The 15,890-nt window shown below is 69.2% G+C and carries 14 protein-coding genes; 7 read left to right on the top strand and 7 right to left on the bottom strand.

Annotated elements, in window-relative coordinates; translation table 11 throughout:
• Positions 1-83: 83 nt before the first annotated feature.
• Positions 84-704 carry a DNA-3-methyladenine glycosylase gene (locus ACYR7D_RS16290; protein WP_459545427.1) on the bottom strand — a complete coding sequence of 207 codons (621 nt, stop codon included), beginning with the start codon at positions 702-704 and terminating at the stop codon, positions 84-86.
• A gap of 180 nt (positions 705-884) precedes the next feature.
• Between ACYR7D_RS16290 and ACYR7D_RS16285 the strand changes: the two genes are divergently transcribed.
• Genes ACYR7D_RS16285 through ACYR7D_RS16275 form a run of 3 tightly spaced genes read left to right on the top strand, consistent with a single transcriptional unit; the run spans position 885 to position 3,096 of the window.
• The gene (locus ACYR7D_RS16285) at positions 885-1,616 is read left to right on the top strand and encodes an ABC transporter ATP-binding protein (RefSeq protein ID WP_459545426.1); all 732 of its coding nucleotides are present in this window, start codon (positions 885-887) and stop codon (positions 1,614-1,616) included.
• Positions 1,613-2,455: an ABC transporter permease gene (locus ACYR7D_RS16280; protein WP_459545425.1), complete on the top strand. Its 843-nt coding sequence runs from the start codon at positions 1,613-1,615 to the stop codon at positions 2,453-2,455. The genes ACYR7D_RS16285 and ACYR7D_RS16280 overlap by 4 nt, the downstream gene beginning before the upstream one ends.
• Positions 2,452-3,096, top strand: a complete 645-nt coding sequence (locus ACYR7D_RS16275) for a TetR/AcrR family transcriptional regulator (RefSeq protein ID WP_459545424.1) — start codon at positions 2,452-2,454, stop codon at positions 3,094-3,096. The genes ACYR7D_RS16280 and ACYR7D_RS16275 overlap by 4 nt, the downstream gene beginning before the upstream one ends.
• A gap of 11 nt (positions 3,097-3,107) precedes the next feature.
• On the opposite strand, the gene ACYR7D_RS16270 is transcribed toward ACYR7D_RS16275, so the two are convergent.
• The 3 genes from ACYR7D_RS16270 to ACYR7D_RS16260 all read right to left on the bottom strand — a co-directional run bounded on the left by ACYR7D_RS16270 (position 3,108) and on the right by ACYR7D_RS16260 (position 6,249).
• Positions 3,108-3,338 (bottom strand): Trm112 family protein, encoded by a 231-nt coding sequence (locus ACYR7D_RS16270; RefSeq protein WP_459545423.1) that lies wholly within the window; start codon positions 3,336-3,338, stop codon positions 3,108-3,110.
• Positions 3,339-3,343: 5 nt separating this feature from the next.
• Positions 3,344-3,823: a GtrA family protein gene (locus tag ACYR7D_RS16265; RefSeq protein ID WP_459545422.1), complete on the bottom strand. Its 480-nt coding sequence runs from the start codon at positions 3,821-3,823 to the stop codon at positions 3,344-3,346.
• A 185-nt stretch (positions 3,824-4,008) separates the two neighbouring features.
• On the bottom strand, positions 4,009-6,249 hold the full coding sequence (locus ACYR7D_RS16260; protein ID WP_459545421.1) for a hypothetical protein: 2,241 nt from the start codon (positions 6,247-6,249) through the stop codon (positions 4,009-4,011).
• Between the two features lie 165 nt (positions 6,250-6,414).
• Between ACYR7D_RS16260 and ACYR7D_RS16255 the strand changes: the two genes are divergently transcribed.
• Positions 6,415-7,554 (top strand): glycosyltransferase, encoded by a 1,140-nt coding sequence (locus tag ACYR7D_RS16255; protein ID WP_459545420.1) that lies wholly within the window; start codon positions 6,415-6,417, stop codon positions 7,552-7,554.
• Positions 7,551-8,753 carry a dTDP-4-amino-4,6-dideoxygalactose transaminase gene (gene rffA / locus ACYR7D_RS16250; protein ID WP_459545419.1) on the top strand — a complete coding sequence of 401 codons (1,203 nt, stop codon included), beginning with the start codon at positions 7,551-7,553 and terminating at the stop codon, positions 8,751-8,753. Before ACYR7D_RS16255 ends, rffA begins: the two co-directional genes overlap by 4 nt.
• Here the strand turns inward: rffA and ACYR7D_RS16245 are convergent.
• The gene (locus tag ACYR7D_RS16245) at positions 8,714-11,605 is read right to left on the bottom strand and encodes an AMP-binding protein (protein WP_459550185.1); all 2,892 of its coding nucleotides are present in this window, start codon (positions 11,603-11,605) and stop codon (positions 8,714-8,716) included. The genes rffA and ACYR7D_RS16245 overlap by 40 nt on opposite strands.
• Before the next feature lie 211 nt (positions 11,606-11,816).
• On the opposite strand from ACYR7D_RS16245, the gene idi reads away from it, so the two are divergent.
• Positions 11,817-12,404 (top strand): isopentenyl-diphosphate Delta-isomerase, encoded by a 588-nt coding sequence (gene idi, locus ACYR7D_RS16240; RefSeq protein ID WP_459545418.1) that lies wholly within the window; start codon positions 11,817-11,819, stop codon positions 12,402-12,404.
• A gap of 186 nt (positions 12,405-12,590) precedes the next feature.
• Here the strand turns inward: idi and argH are convergent, their stop codons facing one another.
• Positions 12,591-14,000 (bottom strand): argininosuccinate lyase, encoded by a 1,410-nt coding sequence (gene argH, locus ACYR7D_RS16235; RefSeq protein WP_459545417.1) that lies wholly within the window; start codon positions 13,998-14,000, stop codon positions 12,591-12,593.
• A 198-nt stretch (positions 14,001-14,198) separates the two neighbouring features.
• A complete protein-coding gene (locus ACYR7D_RS16230) occupies positions 14,199-15,401 on the bottom strand; it encodes an argininosuccinate synthase (RefSeq protein ID WP_459545416.1) in 1,203 nt (400 codons plus the stop codon).
• A gap of 301 nt (positions 15,402-15,702) precedes the next feature.
• Here ACYR7D_RS16230 and ACYR7D_RS16225 point away from each other — a divergent pair, with 301 nt between their 5' ends.
• Positions 15,703-15,849 (top strand): hypothetical protein, encoded by a 147-nt coding sequence (locus ACYR7D_RS16225; protein ID WP_459545415.1) that lies wholly within the window; start codon positions 15,703-15,705, stop codon positions 15,847-15,849.
• The last annotated feature ends 41 nt before the right edge of the window (positions 15,850-15,890 follow it).

Here is a 15,890-nt window from a genome sequence, read left to right as displayed (position 1 = left end):
ATCCCCGCAATCGGATATCGCGCGGTGGGAGCAAGGCGTGACCCCGTGACGCCGACTCGGTATCGAGTTCCCGGCGGACCGGGTCAGGCGGATTCCTCGATCCGCGGGGCACGTGGACTCCGCCGGTAGGCCGATACGGCCGCCGATTCGGGCAGCCACAGCCGCCACGGGCGATCCGCGGCGGTACTCACGCCGACCCGCGGTCCGGCGGCGATCCGGGAGGGGGCGGCGGGGCGCGCCAGTTCCAGGCGGATCGCGGAGCCCGGATCGAAGACATCGGTGCCGTAGTCGTCGAGGCCTATACCCAGTGCGCTGCCCAGATTGCCCGGTCCGCGGGCCAGGTCGGCATCGTTGCGCGCGGCGGGACGGCGCTTCCGGGCGATGTCGTGCCCGGCGGTGATCTCGGCGGATCGGAGCAGGACACCGCTCGCCACTCCGTCCGGGCCGCTGATGATGTTCACGCAGGTGTGCATGCCGTAACTGAGGTAGACGTAGAGCCTGCCCGGCGGACCGAACATGGCCGCGTTGCGCGGGGTCCGGCCCCGACCGGAATGCGCGGCCGGATCGGGCCAGGGTCCGGCGGGATCACCGCCGTATGCCTCCACTTCGACGATCCGAGCGGCGACGGGGCCCGACCACACGACGGCGCCGAGCAGACGACGGGCGGCGGTCAGCGGTTCAACAGCCAGCTCCTCGACACTCACGGCGTGGATTGTCGCAGCCGATGCGCGCCGGCCGTGCCGAGGGTCGCGGCGCCGAGGCGTGGGCCACAGGGAACGGGTCCCAGGCACGGCGAAATCGCTCGACGGGGTATTGCGATCGAGGACCGGGAGGAGAAGAATTCATCAGGTGGTGAATTAAACCCCCAGGAATCGAGGCGGACCATGTCCGACAGCGGCGCCCCGGCCGCGGTAGCGGTACGCGACCTCACCGTGCGGCGAGGGAAACAGGAAGTACTACAAGGGATTTCGCTGAACATCGCCACCGGGTCCATTACCGGTTTACTGGGTCCTTCGGGCTGCGGGAAGACCACACTGATGCGGAGCATCGTCGGCACCCAGGTGGTGGCCGCCGGTGAGATCACCGCGCTCGGGCTGCCTGCCGGCAGCGCCGCGCTACGACGGCGCATCGGCTATGTGACCCAGTCGCCGAGCATCTACCCCGATCTCAGCGTGCGCGACAACGTCGCATACTTCGCGGCGCTGTACGGCGCCGATCGCGACGCGGTCGATTCCGCGCTCGCGGCGGTGGGACTTCTGGACCAGCGGGCACAGCGGGGCGACGAACTGTCCGGTGGACAGCAGACCCGTGCCTCGCTCGCCTGCGCACTGGTGGCCGCGCCCGACCTCCTGGTGCTCGACGAACCGACCGTCGGGCTCGATCCGGTGCTGCGGGTGGAGCTGTGGAAACAATTCCGCGAACTGGCGGCCGCGGGCACCACGCTGCTGGTGTCGAGTCATGTCATGGACGAGGCCGAACACTGCGATCGGCTGCTGCTCATGCGGGAAGGCCGGCTCCTGGCCCAGCTCGGCCCGGACGAACTCCGCGAGCGGACCGGCGAGCAGAACCTCGAACGAGCTTTTCTCGCCCTCATCACGATGGGAGCTCCCCTATGAGCGACCAGCGAGCCGAGGCCGCCACCGCGCCCGGCCACCCCGCGCGCGGGGGGACCGCGATACCCGCCCATCCGGGCCCGCGCCCCCTCGCGGCGTATTCGGCCACCACCGGCCGAATCCTGCGGCAGTTGCGCAACGACCACCGCACGGTGGCGATGATCCTGGTGGTACCGGCGCTGCTGATGTGCCTGCTGTACTTCATCTACCAAGACGTCCCGGCCACACCGCAGCAGCCGGTGGCTCTTTTCGACCGGGTCGGGATCAGCATGCTGGGGATCCTGCCGTTCATCGTGATGTTCCTGATCACCGCGATCGCCATGCAGCGGGAACGTAGCTCGGGCACCCTGGAACGCCTGCTCACCACACCGTTGAGCAAACTCGACCTCCTGGCCGGATACGGCACCGCGTTCTCGCTCGCGGCCGCCACTCAGGCCGCGGTGGCCTGCCTGGTGTCGTTCGGGCTGCTGGGCCTCGCCGCGGCGGGCAACCCCGGATGGGTGGTGCTGATCGCGATGGTCGACGCGGTCCTCGGCGTCGCGCTCGGCCTGCTGTGCAGCGCGTTCGCTCGCACCGAGTTCCAGGCGGTGCAGTTCATGCCGGTGGTGGCGGCACCGCAGATCTTTCTGTGCGGGCTGCTCGTACCCCGGCATCAGCTGCCGGACTGGCTGGAAACGATCAGTAATGTTCTACCGCTCAGCTATGCGGTGGGCGCACTACAGGAGGTATCGGTGCACGCCGAGCCCACCGGCCTGATGTGGCGAGACCTGGCGATCGTCGCGGCCTTCGCCGCGGTCGCGCTGTGCCTGGGCGCGGCGACCCTGCGCCGCCGGACGCGATGAGCCCGGCGGAATCGGCGAATACGCACAACCCTCGAACGGGCCGCCGGCGCGGACGTCCGGGGACCCGGGACGCCATCCTCGCCGCCGCGCGGGCACGATTCGCGCAGGGCGGTTTCGACAAGACCTCGATCCGGGCGGTGGCGGCGGACGCCGGAGTCGACCCCGCCCTGGTGCACCACTATTTCGGGACGAAACAGCGGCTGTTCGCGGCGGTGGTGCGGTTACCCGTGGACCCGGAGATCGTCCTGCGCCGGATCGACGCGGCTCCGCTGGACCGGCTGGGCGAGACCATGGTGCGCACGGTGGTGAGCGTATGGGATTCCCCGGCGGGTGAGGGCGCTGTGGCACTGGTCCGCAGCATGGTCGCGAGCGGAGAGGTTTCACCGGCTCGGGATTTCCTGCTGTCGGTGATCCTGGAGCGGGTCCGGCTGCGGATCGCCACCGATACCGACGACGGCCGGCTACGGGTGGCCCTGGCCGCATCGCAGATGGCGGGGCTGGTGATCACCCGCAAGATCGTGCGAGTGCCACCGGTCGCCGATACACCGCTCGCGGAAGTGGTGGCGGCCGTGGGACCGACCGTGCAGCGATACCTGACCGGAGACATAGGTCAGGGCCCGCGGGCCGACCGCGATACCTGACCGGACGGGCGTTATTCGCCGTACTGCCGCGCGAAATCGGCATGCTCGGCGTCCTCGACCGTGCGGGCCTCGTCCGCGAGCAGCACCGGGATGCCGTTGTCGATGGGGTAGGCCAGCCGCAGGCGAGGGTTGTACAGCAGGTCCGCGCCGTCGGCGGCGCGCACCAGATGCAGCTGCCCTTTGTCCTGCGGGCAGGCCAGCAGGCTCAGCAGGGTGGGATCCAGAATGGTTTCCTCCGACATGCGGTTCAAACTACCGGTCGGCGGAACGATACGTAGCGGTGGCCGACATAGCTGCCCGCGGCGACGGTACCCATGGTCACCACCGCGGCGGGTGCCCGCGGAAACCCGAGTACGGTGACGGCCAGTTCGAGCAGCAGCGCGTTGGCGAACAGACCACCGCAGTTCACCGCGGCGAATCCCGTGAAATCCCGGAACACCCGTCCGCGCACCCGGAACACCAGGCGGCGATGCAGGAAGAACGCGATCCCGATCCCGCTCACGTAGGCGGCGGCCACCCCGGCGGAAGGCGGTACCGCCGCACCCAGCAGCGCCAGCCATATCACCGTGAGCCCTGTTCCCATCAGAGTGTTCACCAGGCCCACGACGGCGAAGGCGAGCTCCTGCCGGCGCACCACCCGCAGCAACGGTCCGGGGTCGGTGGACACCACGGCCGGTCGCGGCCCCGCGCCACCGGCGGCTACCCCGGTGTGGCGCACCGGCGTCATCCGGCCGGATCTCCCTCCGGAGGGCGGCCCGGGCTCACCATCGGGCCGCTCCGGGCCCGTGACGCCGGGCACCGCAGGCGTCACCGGGACCTTCCGGGCCTCCGGTCTCGCCGGGAGCGACGGAGGCGCGGCCCGAGTATCGCCGCTCCACCGCGCCGGGGACGGGCGCCCGGCAGAGTGACCGGTCACGGCCGGGCTGCCACCAGCTCGGGGCGGAGCTCCGCCGGGGTGGGGGACGGCGGAGCCGCCGGTCCACCGCCCCGGGGGCGGTCCCGCCGGGATTCGGCCCAGAGTGCCAGCAGCCCGGCCAACCCGGCGAGCGCGGCTCCGCCACCGATCTTCCATCCCGGCGGACGCCAGGTGAGTTCGAGCTCCGCGGCCCGGGTACCGGGTGGTATCTCCACCGTCACGAAACTGTCCGCCACCACATCGATCGGCACCTGACGCCCGTCGAGGTGCGCCCGGTAACCCGGCCACCCCAAACGAGCGAAAACCAGGCGACCACCGGACTCCGACTCCACCCGCGCGCGGCTGGTGGTCGCGGTTTCCGCGACCGGGCCGACGACAACACCCTCGGTGTGGGCGATACGTCCGGTGCGCCCGGATACCGGACCGCCCCGGCGTTCGAGCACCTGGATGTAGTCCTCGTGCCCCGGGTAGTCGACCCATTCCCAGCCCTCCGGCGGGGAATGGTCACGGGCGCCGGGATACAGCGCGCGCTGCAGAACCACCCGGTCGACGAGCATCAGATCCACCAGGGGCCGGCCGGTCTCCGGTTCGGGGGCGAAGGCCCGGCGGTACGCGTCCGGGCAGACGCTGCCGTCCCAGCGCATGCACAGCAGATGCCCGAAGTGGAAATGACCGTTGGGGGTGTAACCACCCACGTAGTCCAGCTCCAGGTTCTTGGCGTAGTTCCCGAAGGCGAGGGACCCGTAGGCACCGCCCAGGGTGCGCTCCCCCGCCCCGATCAGCGCCCGGTCACCCAATTGCAGGGTGGTACCGGCGAAATCGGGAAACGCGGCTTTCATCTCCGAACGTTTCTCCGGCAGGTTCCAGCTCATCGGCGTCGGCTGAGCGGCGTGAACCTGGAGGAAGGCGATCGGCGCCACCGCGGCCAGCGCCAGCAGACCCGCCGGCGCGGAACCGCGGAAGCGGGCCAGCAGCACCACCACCGCGCCGAGCACCCCGACCCCCAGCGCGGCGCCCAGATGGGTGAGCGTGATCTGGGGCGCCGCGGCCGCCGAACGCGCGAGCAGCACGGCGATCAGCAGCCCCGCCGCGACGGCACGCCGCCGGACGCCGGAGACCGTACCGAAGCGGCCGAGCAGAACACACACCAGTACCAGCGACGCGAGCGCCACCATCGGCAGTACGCGCGCCGGCCAACGCAACGGGCCCATGGTGCCCGGCCCGACGGTCCACAGCAGTACGAGCACCGCGAACAACGCCGGACCGCTCAGCTCCCGAGCGGCGCCGGCGGCGCGTTTCCACTCGACGAACGCCAGCGCCGGCACCAGGAACCAGGCGATATAGACCATCGGCAGCGGCTGTACATAGCCCCACCAGGAGGTGAAGGCGGGCAATGTACTGGGCAGACTGGCGTTCAGCGATTCCGACCACGGCACGGTGAGGAACTGGTCGTTGCGGATCTCCGCCGCCCCGCGCCAGGTGACATCCGCCGTGAGCAGACTCGGCAGGTACGTGGCCAGACCCGCCAGGGCCGCGCAACCCGCCACCAGAGTCGGCCGGACCGCGGCACCCCACCGCCGCTGGTACACGATCTCGCCGGCCGATACGGCACCGAAGAGTACGGCGGCCTCGACGGCGGGGAACACATACTGCACCGAGATCGTGAGGTACAGGAATACGAAAACCGGTACCGGCCCGCCCCGTCCTCGCGCGTAGCGCACTCCGGCTGCCCACGCGTGGACGAGCCAGGCCGTCCCGGTGAAGGCGGTCATCCAACTGGCCGCATCGAAGAACAGCAGGAAACCGCTGAACGGCAGGGCCACCCCGGCAACCGCCGACCAGGCCGGGCGGCCCCCGTAGACCAGGCATACCCGGTAGGTACCCAGGCCGAGGATCACCGCGAAGACGAGCTTGACCACTGTGGCATACAGCGCCAGATCGTCCACCACGGTCGCACCCAGATCGATCAGCAGCTGGGGCGGGTTCAGCAGTCCGGCCTCCTCGATGGCGTAGTTGCCCGCCAGCCAGTGCTCGGGCACCAGAACCGGAAACCGCCCCTCCCGCAAGGCGCGGCCCGTCATCAGCCACAGGGGTGCGTACTGGGCTTCGGTGTCGTCGGTGTAGAAATGCCGGGAATTCGCCAGCAGTACCGCCGAGTAGGCGGCGATCACCCCCGCGGCGCACACCAGACCCCACCGGAACACATCCCGCCGATCATCGGTTCGATCATCCGCCACGGGTACCGGACCCTACCGGTCACACCGCGGTTCGCGGCCGTAACGACGCGGATTCGGATCTGCCCGCGCCGTATCCGGTGCACCTGCTAGAGTTCGCATTTCTCGGGCTCACCAGCGTCATCGAGACCCGGCACGCGTTATCCACCGTCGAAAGTCGATCTCGCCATGCCGTTTTCGCCCAGGTTCGCTTCCGCCCCGGCCACCTTCCGGCCCCCATCGGCCCCCTCGGTATCGCCCGAAGCCCGCCTACCGGATGCCGGCTACCGGGCCGCGGGCCCGGATTCCGATTCGCCCGAAGTATGCGGGGTTTCGGTTGTCGTGCCGGTCTATCGCGGCGAGCGGACGATCACCGGGCTGGTACGCGAACTCGACGCGCTGACCGCGCCGTCGCGGACACCGGCCGGTCTCCTGTTCCGGGTACGGGAGATCGTGCTGGTCCACGATTGCGGTCCCGACCGCTCCGATCTGGTCCTGCGGAAGCTGGCCCGCGATCACCCGCGGGTGCGGGTGATCTGGTTGAGCCGCAACTACGGCCAGGACGCGGCCACCATCGCGGGTATGGCCGCGGCCCGCGGCCGATGGATCGTGACCATGGACGAGGACGGCCAGCACGACCCCGGCTGTATCGCCGCGTTCCTGGACACCGCGCATCGGGAGGGCGCCGATCTGGTCTATTCCCGGCCCACCAACATCCGCCCGCACACTCCGTTGCGCAATCTCACCTCCCGCGCCGCGAAACTGGTGCTGGCCACGCTGTTCGCCTTCCCGGCCTCCACCCGGTTCGAGAGTTTCCGGCTGATCCGCGGCGATATCGGGCGCCGGCTCGCGGAGGTCGCCGGAAACGGCGCCTATCTCGATGTCGCGCTGACCTGGGTGGTGGGCCGGACCGCGACCACACCGGTGCGGCTACGTGCCGAAGGCCGCGCCGAATCGGGTTACGACTACCGGCGTCTGTTCTCACTGTTCTGGAAAATGGTGTTGTGCACCGGAACCCGGGGGCTACGGGTGGTGAGCCTGCTCGGTGTGACCCTGGCACTGGCCGGGACGATTCTCGCCGCTGTGGTCGGGTACTCGGCGCTGACCGGCGGTGACGACGATCCGGAGGGCTGGGCGTCGATCATCGTGGTACTCCTGCTGTGCTCGGGAGCGGTGCTGTTCTCGCTGGGGCTCATCGCCGAGTACCTGGGCGTGGTACTGCACATCCTGGTCGGGAAACCGCTCTACCTCACGGTGGACTCACCCACACCGCGGCCACCGGGCGCTACCGCGCCGGCCGGGGTACGGGACCGGATGGCGGCGCGGTGAGCGACCGGATCATTTTCAGCCGCCCCTACCGGGCCGCGGCCGAGCTGGCCAATGTGGCCACCGTCCTGCGTTCCGATCACTGCCACGGTGACGGCCCGTTCACCGCGGCGGCCACCGCGAAGCTGGCCGAGATCACCGGGGCACCGCATGTCCTGCTCACCACCTCGTGTACGCATGCGCTGGAACTGGCCGCGTTACTGCTGGAGCTGGGCCCCGGCGATGAGGTGATCGTGCCCAGCTTCGCCTTCACCTCCGCGGCCACCGCCTTCGCGGTGCACGGCGCGACCTGCGTTTTCGTCGATATCGACGAGACAACGGGCAATATCGACCCGGAGGCGGCCGCCGCGGCGGTCACCGACCGCACCAGAGCGGTCGTGGTGATGCACTACGGCGGGGTCGCCGCCGATATGGACGCCCTGCAGGCGCTGGCGCGGCGGCACGGGATCGCGATCATCGAGGACAACGCGCACGGACTGGGCGGTACCTGGCGGGGCCGGGCACTGGGCACCCTGGGCACCTTCGGTACGCAGAGTTTCCACGACACCAAGAATGTGCACTGCGGTGAGGGCGGCGCGCTGCTGCTCTCCGACGATATCCTGATGGCCCGCGCGGAGATCATCCGAGAGAAGGGCACCGACCGGGCACGGTTCCTCCGCGGCCAGGTCGACAAGTACTCCTGGCAGGATATCGGGTCCAGTTATCTGCCCAGCGAACTCAACGCGGCGGTACTCGACGCGCAGCTCGCCGATTTCCACACCATCCAGCGCGCCCGGCACCGGGTATGGCACACCTACGCGGCGGAACTGGCCTCGTGGGCGGCCACGCAGGGGGTCGTGCCGATGGCGGTACCACCGGACCGGCGGCATACCGCGCACCTGTTCTATCTGCGGATGCCCGGGGAGGAAGTACGGGACGGGCTCATCCGGCACCTCGCCGCCCGCGATATCGTGGCGCCGTTCCATTATGTGCCGCTCGATTCCAGCGCCGCCGGGCTCAAATACGGCCGTACGCCCGTACCCTGCACCCGCAGTGCGCGTTTCGCGGCGACCATCGTACGGCTGCCGCTGTGGCCCATGCTCACCCGCGACCAGCTCGACCGGGTCCTCGAGGCCGTCACCGGCTACCGCTGCCGGCCGGGCCGGCACTCCGCAACCCGCGGTCAGGTCAGCAGATCCCCTGCCTCGGTGAGTATCTCGTAGCTTTCGGTCCTCGGGTCGTAGCGCCAGGTACCCGGCCCCGGGCGGGGTCCGCCCGCCTCCCGGACGGCATGCGCCGACGGGCGGAAGGAGAGACTGCGGGGAATATCGTCGACCAGGTACACCACGTCCGGGCGCTGGGACGGCGGCAGCGATCGGAGGGCTTCGGTGAGATCGCCGGCCTCGAGCCGGAAACCGGGCCGCACGCTCACCGCCGCGACCGCCAGCACCCGGTCACGGACCGGCAGTGCGTAGGCGACCTCCATATCCACCGCCGCGATATCGTTGAGCACATCCACGATCGGCTGAGTGAACACCGGACCGCGGCGAGTACGGATCACCGTATCGATCCGGTCCACCAGCCAGTAGTCACCGTCACTGTCGCGGCGGAACAGATTCTCGGTGGGCAGCCAGGAATCCTCCGGGTCGAACACACCGCGCAGACCCCCCTGGGAGAGATCCACCGTGGCGCCCGCGGAACCGATCAGGAGACCGACCTCGTTATCGGCGCAGCGGCGAGCGTATCCGTTGTCGTCCATGAGGATCTGCCCGGTCACCGGATCGAAGGCGACGAGTTCGACCCGCGCGGTACCCGGCACCGGCCGGCCCTTGCACCCGAATTTGACCCCCGGCACATTCGCCAGCACCACATCCCCCTCGATGGAGGCATAGAACTCGAGCACCCGGGCGGGGGCGAACTGTTCGACCGTGCGCCGCCACAGCCCCGCCGGCATTCCGGAGCCGATGAACAGCCGCACCGGATGCGGATGCCCGGCCGAGAAGACCTCCGCGTCGAGGATGTCCCGCAACATCGTCCAGGTATAGGTCACCACGGTCACCCCGTAGCGATGCACTTCTTCGGCGAAACGTCCCGGATCCAGCGACCGGGCCAGCGCGATCCGGCTGCCGCCGGCGATGGCGCCGCCCAGGCTCACCAGCAGACCGGACGAATGGTGCAGCGGCGCCAGGCAGTACACCGTGTCCTTGTGGTCCAGATCGGCGGCCGAGGCGGTACCGAAGGCCGAGAGCGCCCAACGATGGTTGGTGATGTATTTGGTGTCCAGGCGATCACCGGCCCCGGAGACCAGGATGAAGGCCAGTTCGCAGGCGCGGCCCGGATTCGGCCGGTACCAGCCGGGCAGCCGTACCCGATCGGGATCGATCTGTTCCAGGTCGACGAGATCGGTACCGGCGGGCACCGCCAGCCCGCGGGAATCACCGCCACCCAGCACGAGCACCCGGGCGCCGGCGGCCACGGCGTGCCGGGCGTTCTCCGGATCGGAGACCAGGATCGTCGTCCCCGTCTGCTCCAGCGCCGCGGCGAGTTCGCTCTCCGGGGCCAGCAGTACCGCGACCGCACCGATCCGGGACAGCGCGGCCAGGGTCACCAGCGCGCTGGGCCGGGTCTCCATCACCACTCCGACCCGAGTGGCGGGGCGGATACCGACCGAGATGAGTCCTCGTACGACATTGTCGATCCGGGTGTCGACCGCCGCGTTGGTGTGTACCCGGTCGTCGAAGAGGAAGCATTCCCCTCGGGGCGAGCGACGGGTCTGCTCGGCCATCAGCAGGCCGATGGAGATACGGGTGGTCGGCTGGATCGTGCCGAGCCTGGTCAGCCGGGGCAGGGTGCGGGCGGCACTCTCCATCACCCCGACCGAACCGCGCACGGTGTTCGCGGCGAAATGTTCCAGCGCCCGGCCGACCCCGGCCCCGGCCTCGGCGAACGTCACGGCCGTGTGCACGGCCCGGCGCAGCACGGTACGCGGCACGTTCGCGGGTACCTGCTCGGCCATGGGCGCGATCCCCTCCGGCAGCGGGTTACCGCCCTCGACCCAGCCCACCCAGTCCCGGACCCGCGGCCAGGTGTACCGGGTGGCGACCGAACCGGCCACGAGGCCGAAGTGCCCCGAGACCACCGTGGATTCGTACACGTCGGCCCGGGGCGCGGCGCGCACGATACCCCGCACCGCCGCGGGCTGGCCGATCTCGTCGACTTCGCCGACGAAGGCCAGGATCGGGCATTTCAGATCGGCCAGCGATATCGGCTGATCCCGGATGACGAAACCGCCCAGCATCAGCCGGTTGTGCACCACGAACTGTTTGAGCAGGTCGGCGGCCGCTGGGCTCGCGTAACCGACCCACCCCTCGTTGCTGAGGAACCGGCGTTGCCGCTCCTTGGGCAGCAGCGCCTCCCGGTCGTGGAGTTGCCGGAAGAAATCGACGCGCGCCTTCGCGGTCTTCACCGGGTCGAGCAGCTGGAAACCGATACGCACCATCCGGTCGGTGATCGGCAGCCGGGGCACCACGTGATCGGCGGCGAAATCCACCAGATCGCTCACCGCGGCGTGCGGTAACCCCAGCGGCATACCGGCGACGATATCGACCGGACTGCCGAAGGTCACGATGCTGGCGATCCCTTTCCCGGACCGGAACGCCGCGCTCTGATAGGCGAACATCCCGCCCTGCGAATACCCCATGAGGTGCACGTTCTGGCCCGTTTCCGCGCAGACGGTATCGATGGCGCTGTTCACCGCGAGCACGTGGTCGGCCAGATCGCGCTTCCAGCCGCCCTCCTCCGCCGAAGGGGACCCGAAATCCACCACCCAGCAGTCGATACCACCGCGTCGCAGAATGCCCACGGCGCCGTCGTCCCCGTTGACATCCCAGATATCCGCGTTCACCATCAGCGGCGGCACCAGCACGGCCACCGGTCCGCCGGTGATCTCGCCGGGAAAGTAGTGGCGCAGCCGGTACATGGGCCGTCGTTCGGTGATCTCGAACGGCGAGGAGTCGGTATCGCGACCGAGGCCGCCGAAGCGGAGCACCTCGAGTCCGTTCTGCGCGGTGGCCATCACCCGCTGCGCCGATCCCGCCAAACCTCGCACACTCAACTTCACGTTCCGCTCCCAGCCGTACCCGCGGTGTGATGTACCTCACGAACCCCGAGGTATGAAAAACAAGCCTGCCATCGCGCACACCGCACCCGAGGGTCCGTTGTGACATCTACATCATGTACCCGCGGCCTCCCGGGAACCGCACGTCCACGCCGATAGGGTGGGGATCGTGACCGACGCGACCCCTCCGCCCACCGTTTCACACCACCCGGTGGACGCCCACCGGGAATCGCTACCCGTCGAACTCGTGGATCCGGCGGGAAACGCGGCCGGCTCGTGCCCGGTCAGGGAGGCACATCGCGCCCCGGGGATACCGCACCGCGCGTTCTCGGTGCTGATATTCGACACCGCCGGCCGGGTCCTGCTGCAGCAGCGGGCACTCGGTAAGACCCGATTCCCGGCACGCTGGTCCAATACCTGCTGCGGCCACCCGGCGCCGGGCCGGCCGGTGGACGAGGCAGCCGGTATCCGGCTCACCGAGGAAATGGGGGTGCGCGTGCCACTCACCGAGGTCGGGGTCTACCGCTACCGGGCCGAGGATCCCCGCACCGGTTTCGTGGAGGACGAATGGGACCACGTACTGGTGGGACGGCTCGACGATATCGAGCCGAGCCCGGATCCCGCGGAAGTGGCGGACTACCGCTGGCTACATCCCGAGGAACTGCGGAAACTGCTCCGTGAGCATCCGGAGGAGTTCAGCCCCTGGTTCGCCGGCGTACTCGAGATCGCCGACGCGCACCCTCCCACCGGTAGCTGATTCCGGGCCCGGACCCACCGTCCGCACCTCCGCGGCCCGACCCTGTCCCGGTGGATTTTCCCGGCTCGGATCGGACAGCTGAAACACTCGCGGTGGAGAACATAGTTGGATGCGCATATCCAGGTAGGACAATCCTTCTATCTCGGCTCGGGCCGCCGTGTTCCACGGCTGCCCCGGCACCTGCGCTCAGCCCAGCCAGCTCCGGATCTCGCCGAGCTCCCGCCGCACTTCCGCGAGCTGTTCGGCCACCCGCTCCCCCGCCGTCCCGCCGCGCGCGTTACGCGACGCCACCGAACCGGCCACGGTCAGCACCTCCCGCACCTCCGAGGTGAGGGCGGGATCGATGGCCGCGAACTCGGCATCGGTGAGCTCGTCCAGCCCGACCCCCCTGGCCTCCGCCGCCCGCACACAAGCCCCGGCCGCCTCGTGCGCCACCCGGAACGGCACTCCCCGGCGGACCATCCATTCGGCGATATCGGTCGCCAGGGTGAAACCGGCCGGGGCGAGCTCGGCCATCCGGCCGGTATGGAAGGTCAGTGTCGAGACCAGGCCGGCGATCGCCGGTAGCAGCAGTTCCAGCTGGGCCACCGAATCGAACAGTGGCTCCTTGTCCTCCTGCAGGTCCCGGTTGTACGCCAGCGGCTGCGCCTTGAGCGTCGCGAGCAGACCGGTGAGGTTCCCGATCAAGCGGCCGGCTTTCCCACGGGTGAGTTCGGAAACATCCGGATTCTTCTTCTGCGGCATGATCGACGACCCGGTCGACCAGGCATCGGCCAGCGTGACGTAACCGAATTCCGGCGTGCTCCAGATGATGACCTCCTCGGCCATCCGGCTCAGATCCACACCGATCATCGCCAGGACGAACGCGGCCTCGGCCGCGAAATCACGCGACGAGGTGGCATCGATGGAATTGGCCGCCGCGGCGGTGAACTCGAGTTCGGCGGCGATGGCTTCCGGGTCCAGGCCCAGCGAGGACCCCGCCAGCGCACCCGATCCGTACGGCGAAACGGCCGCGCGTTTGTCGAAATCACGCAGGCGGTCGATATCGCGCAGCAGCGGATGGGCGTGCGCCAGCAGGTGGTGCGCCAGCAGGACCGGCTGGGCCGCCTGCAGATGAGTTTTCCCGGGCATCACCGCGTCCGGATGGGCCGCCGCCTGGTCGACCAGCGCGTCCACCACCGCGACCAGCCCGGCCGCGATCCGCCGCACACCGTCACGCAACCACATCCGGAACAGGGTGGCCACCTGATCGTTACGGGAACGACCGGCACGCAACCGGCCGCCCAGTTCCGGCCCGACGCGGTCGATGAGACCACGTTCCAGGGCGCCGTGCACATCCTCGTCCGATTCGGCGGGCCCGAATCCGCCCGAGGCGATATCGGCGGCGAGCCGGTCGAGGCCGGCGAGCATATCCGTCAGATCGGTCTCCGACAGCAGCCCGGCCTTGTTCAGGACCCGGGCGTGCGCCTTGGACGCGCGGATATCGTACGGCGCCAGCGCCCAGTCGAAATGGGTCGATTTGCTCAGCGCCGCCATCGCCTCGGCGGGACCGGAAGCGAACCGCCCGCCCCACAACGCGCCCTCGTTGGTGCCCATACCTCTCCCACGTCTCGGTGTGCCGTTCGGATTGCCGCCCCTACCGTATGCGCCGGTCCGCGGCGGCACGTATATCCGGCCGGCGGGACCGGACACCGGCGAGTGCGGTGCCGCGCGGCCGGCGCCGACTCCTCACGCAGGCCCGCGTACCCACCGGCCGCCCGGATATCACGAACCGCCGGCCGGCGGCCGGACCGGCTACTTCTGATTCAGATCCCGCTTGGCGGCGACCTTGGACGACAGGCCGTGGATCTGCACGAACCCCTTGGCCAGCGACTGATCGAAGGTATCGCCCTCGTCGTAGGTGGCCAGGTTGAAGTCGTACAGCGACTGGTCGCTGCGCCGGCCGTTGACCACGACATTGCCGCCGTGCAGAACCATGCGGATATCGCCCGAGACATGCTGCTGGGTTTCGCTCACGAAGGCATCCAGGGCCCGCTTGAGCGGCGAGAACCACAGGCCGTCGTAGGCCAGCTCGCCCCAGCGCTGTTCGACCTGCCGCTTGTACCGGCCGAGTTCCCGCTCGAGGGTGACGTTCTCCAGGGCCCGGTGCGCGGTGATCAGCGCGATGGCGCCGGGCGCCTCGTAGATCTCCCGGCTCTTGATACCGACCAGACGGTCCTCGACCATGTCCAGCCGGCCCACACCCTGGCGCCCGGCGCGGGTGTTGAGTTCGGTGATCGCCTCCAGCACGCTCACCTGGCGGCCGTCGATGGCCACCGGGACACCCCGTTCGAAGGTGACGATCAGTTCGTCGGGGGCCTCGAAGTTGACCGTCGGGTCGGTGGTGTAGTCGTAGACGTCCTTGGTGGGGGCGTTCCACAGATCCTCGAGGAAACCGGTCTCGACAGCGCGACCCCACACGTTCTGGTCGATGGAGAACGGCGACTTCTTGGTGACGTTGATCGGAAGTTTGTTCTCTTCGGCGAAGGCGATGGCCTTCTCCCGGGTCCAGGCGTAGTCGCGAACCGGGGCGATCACGTTCAGATCGGGCGCCAGAGCGCCGATACCCACCTCGAACCGGACCTGATCGTTGCCCTTACCGGTGCATCCGTGCGCCACGGTATCGGCTCCGTGGAACTTCGCGGCCTCCACCAGATGCTTGACGATGAGCGGCCGGCTGATCGCCGAGACCAGCGGGTACTGGTCCTGGTAGAGCGCGTTGGCCTGAATGGTGGGCAGGCAGTACTCGTCGGCGAACTCTTCGCGCGCGTCCACCACGACCGCTTCCACCGCGCCGCAGTCCAGGGCGCGCTGGCGCACCACGTTCATATCCTCGCCGCCCTGACCCAGGTCGATGGCCACGGCGACGACCTCGGCACCGGTCTCCTTGCCGATCCAGCTGATGGCCACGGAGGTGTCCAGCCCACCGGAGTAGGCGAGTACGACGCGATCGGACATGTTCTGGTGCTCCTCGGATGATGTACGTGGGTCTGCTGTTCTCGCGGGGTCCGACGACCGCCTCCAGCAGTATGCTGGCCCGTTGCCCGGTCCGGCTCGCGCCGCCGCTGCAAATGATTATGCACGATGGTGCAATCTCATTCATAATCGGGGTATCGATGGCCGCTACCTGCCTCTATACCCGAACCTTCACGGGAACGATCGCTCGCCTCCCCTTGGCCACCCACCCCTGTTATGAGACGCTGGTCACACCACCGGAGCTGGAACGGCAAGGCTGGAACGGCGCAAGGAGGAGCGAGCCGTGCAGACACTGCAGCAGTGGGCGCAGGACAACTACGAAACGATCGGCTTCTACGTCGTCACCATCGGCAATGCCGCCCTGACACTGGCCGTAACGGGGCTCGAACTCGCGACTCCGTTCCTGCGGGAGCTGGTGAACCGCCCCTGAGCGACCGCAACACCGCCGCCCCGGTCAGCGGAGCACGCTCT

Source organism: Nocardia sp. X0981, from assembly GCF_977089955.1.
Note: the sequence above shows the minus strand (reverse complement) of the source record. Positions and strands in the feature narration are given on the sequence as shown.

Excerpts from the sequence above, each read along its gene's own strand:
- ACYR7D_RS16285 (WP_459545426.1), top strand. The coding sequence starts at position 885 with ATGTCCGACAGCGGCGCCCCGGCCGCGGTAGCGGTACGCGACCTCACC.
- ACYR7D_RS16280 (WP_459545425.1), top strand. The coding sequence starts at position 1,613 with ATGAGCGACCAGCGAGCCGAGGCCGCCACCGCGCCCGGCCACCCCGCG.
- ACYR7D_RS16275 (WP_459545424.1), top strand. The coding sequence starts at position 2,452 with ATGAGCCCGGCGGAATCGGCGAATACGCACAACCCTCGAACGGGCCGC.
- ACYR7D_RS16270 (WP_459545423.1), bottom strand. The coding sequence starts at position 3,338 with ATGTCGGAGGAAACCATTCTGGATCCCACCCTGCTGAGCCTGCTGGCC.
- ACYR7D_RS16265 (WP_459545422.1), bottom strand. The coding sequence starts at position 3,823 with ATGACGCCGGTGCGCCACACCGGGGTAGCCGCCGGTGGCGCGGGGCCG.
- ACYR7D_RS16255 (WP_459545420.1), top strand. The coding sequence starts at position 6,415 with ATGCCGTTTTCGCCCAGGTTCGCTTCCGCCCCGGCCACCTTCCGGCCC.
- ACYR7D_RS16245 (WP_459550185.1), bottom strand. The coding sequence starts at position 11,605 with ATGGCCACCGCGCAGAACGGACTCGAGGTGCTCCGCTTCGGCGGCCTC.
- argH (WP_459545417.1), bottom strand. The coding sequence starts at position 14,000 with ATGGGCACCAACGAGGGCGCGTTGTGGGGCGGGCGGTTCGCTTCCGGT.
- ACYR7D_RS16230 (WP_459545416.1), bottom strand. The coding sequence starts at position 15,401 with ATGTCCGATCGCGTCGTACTCGCCTACTCCGGTGGGCTGGACACCTCC.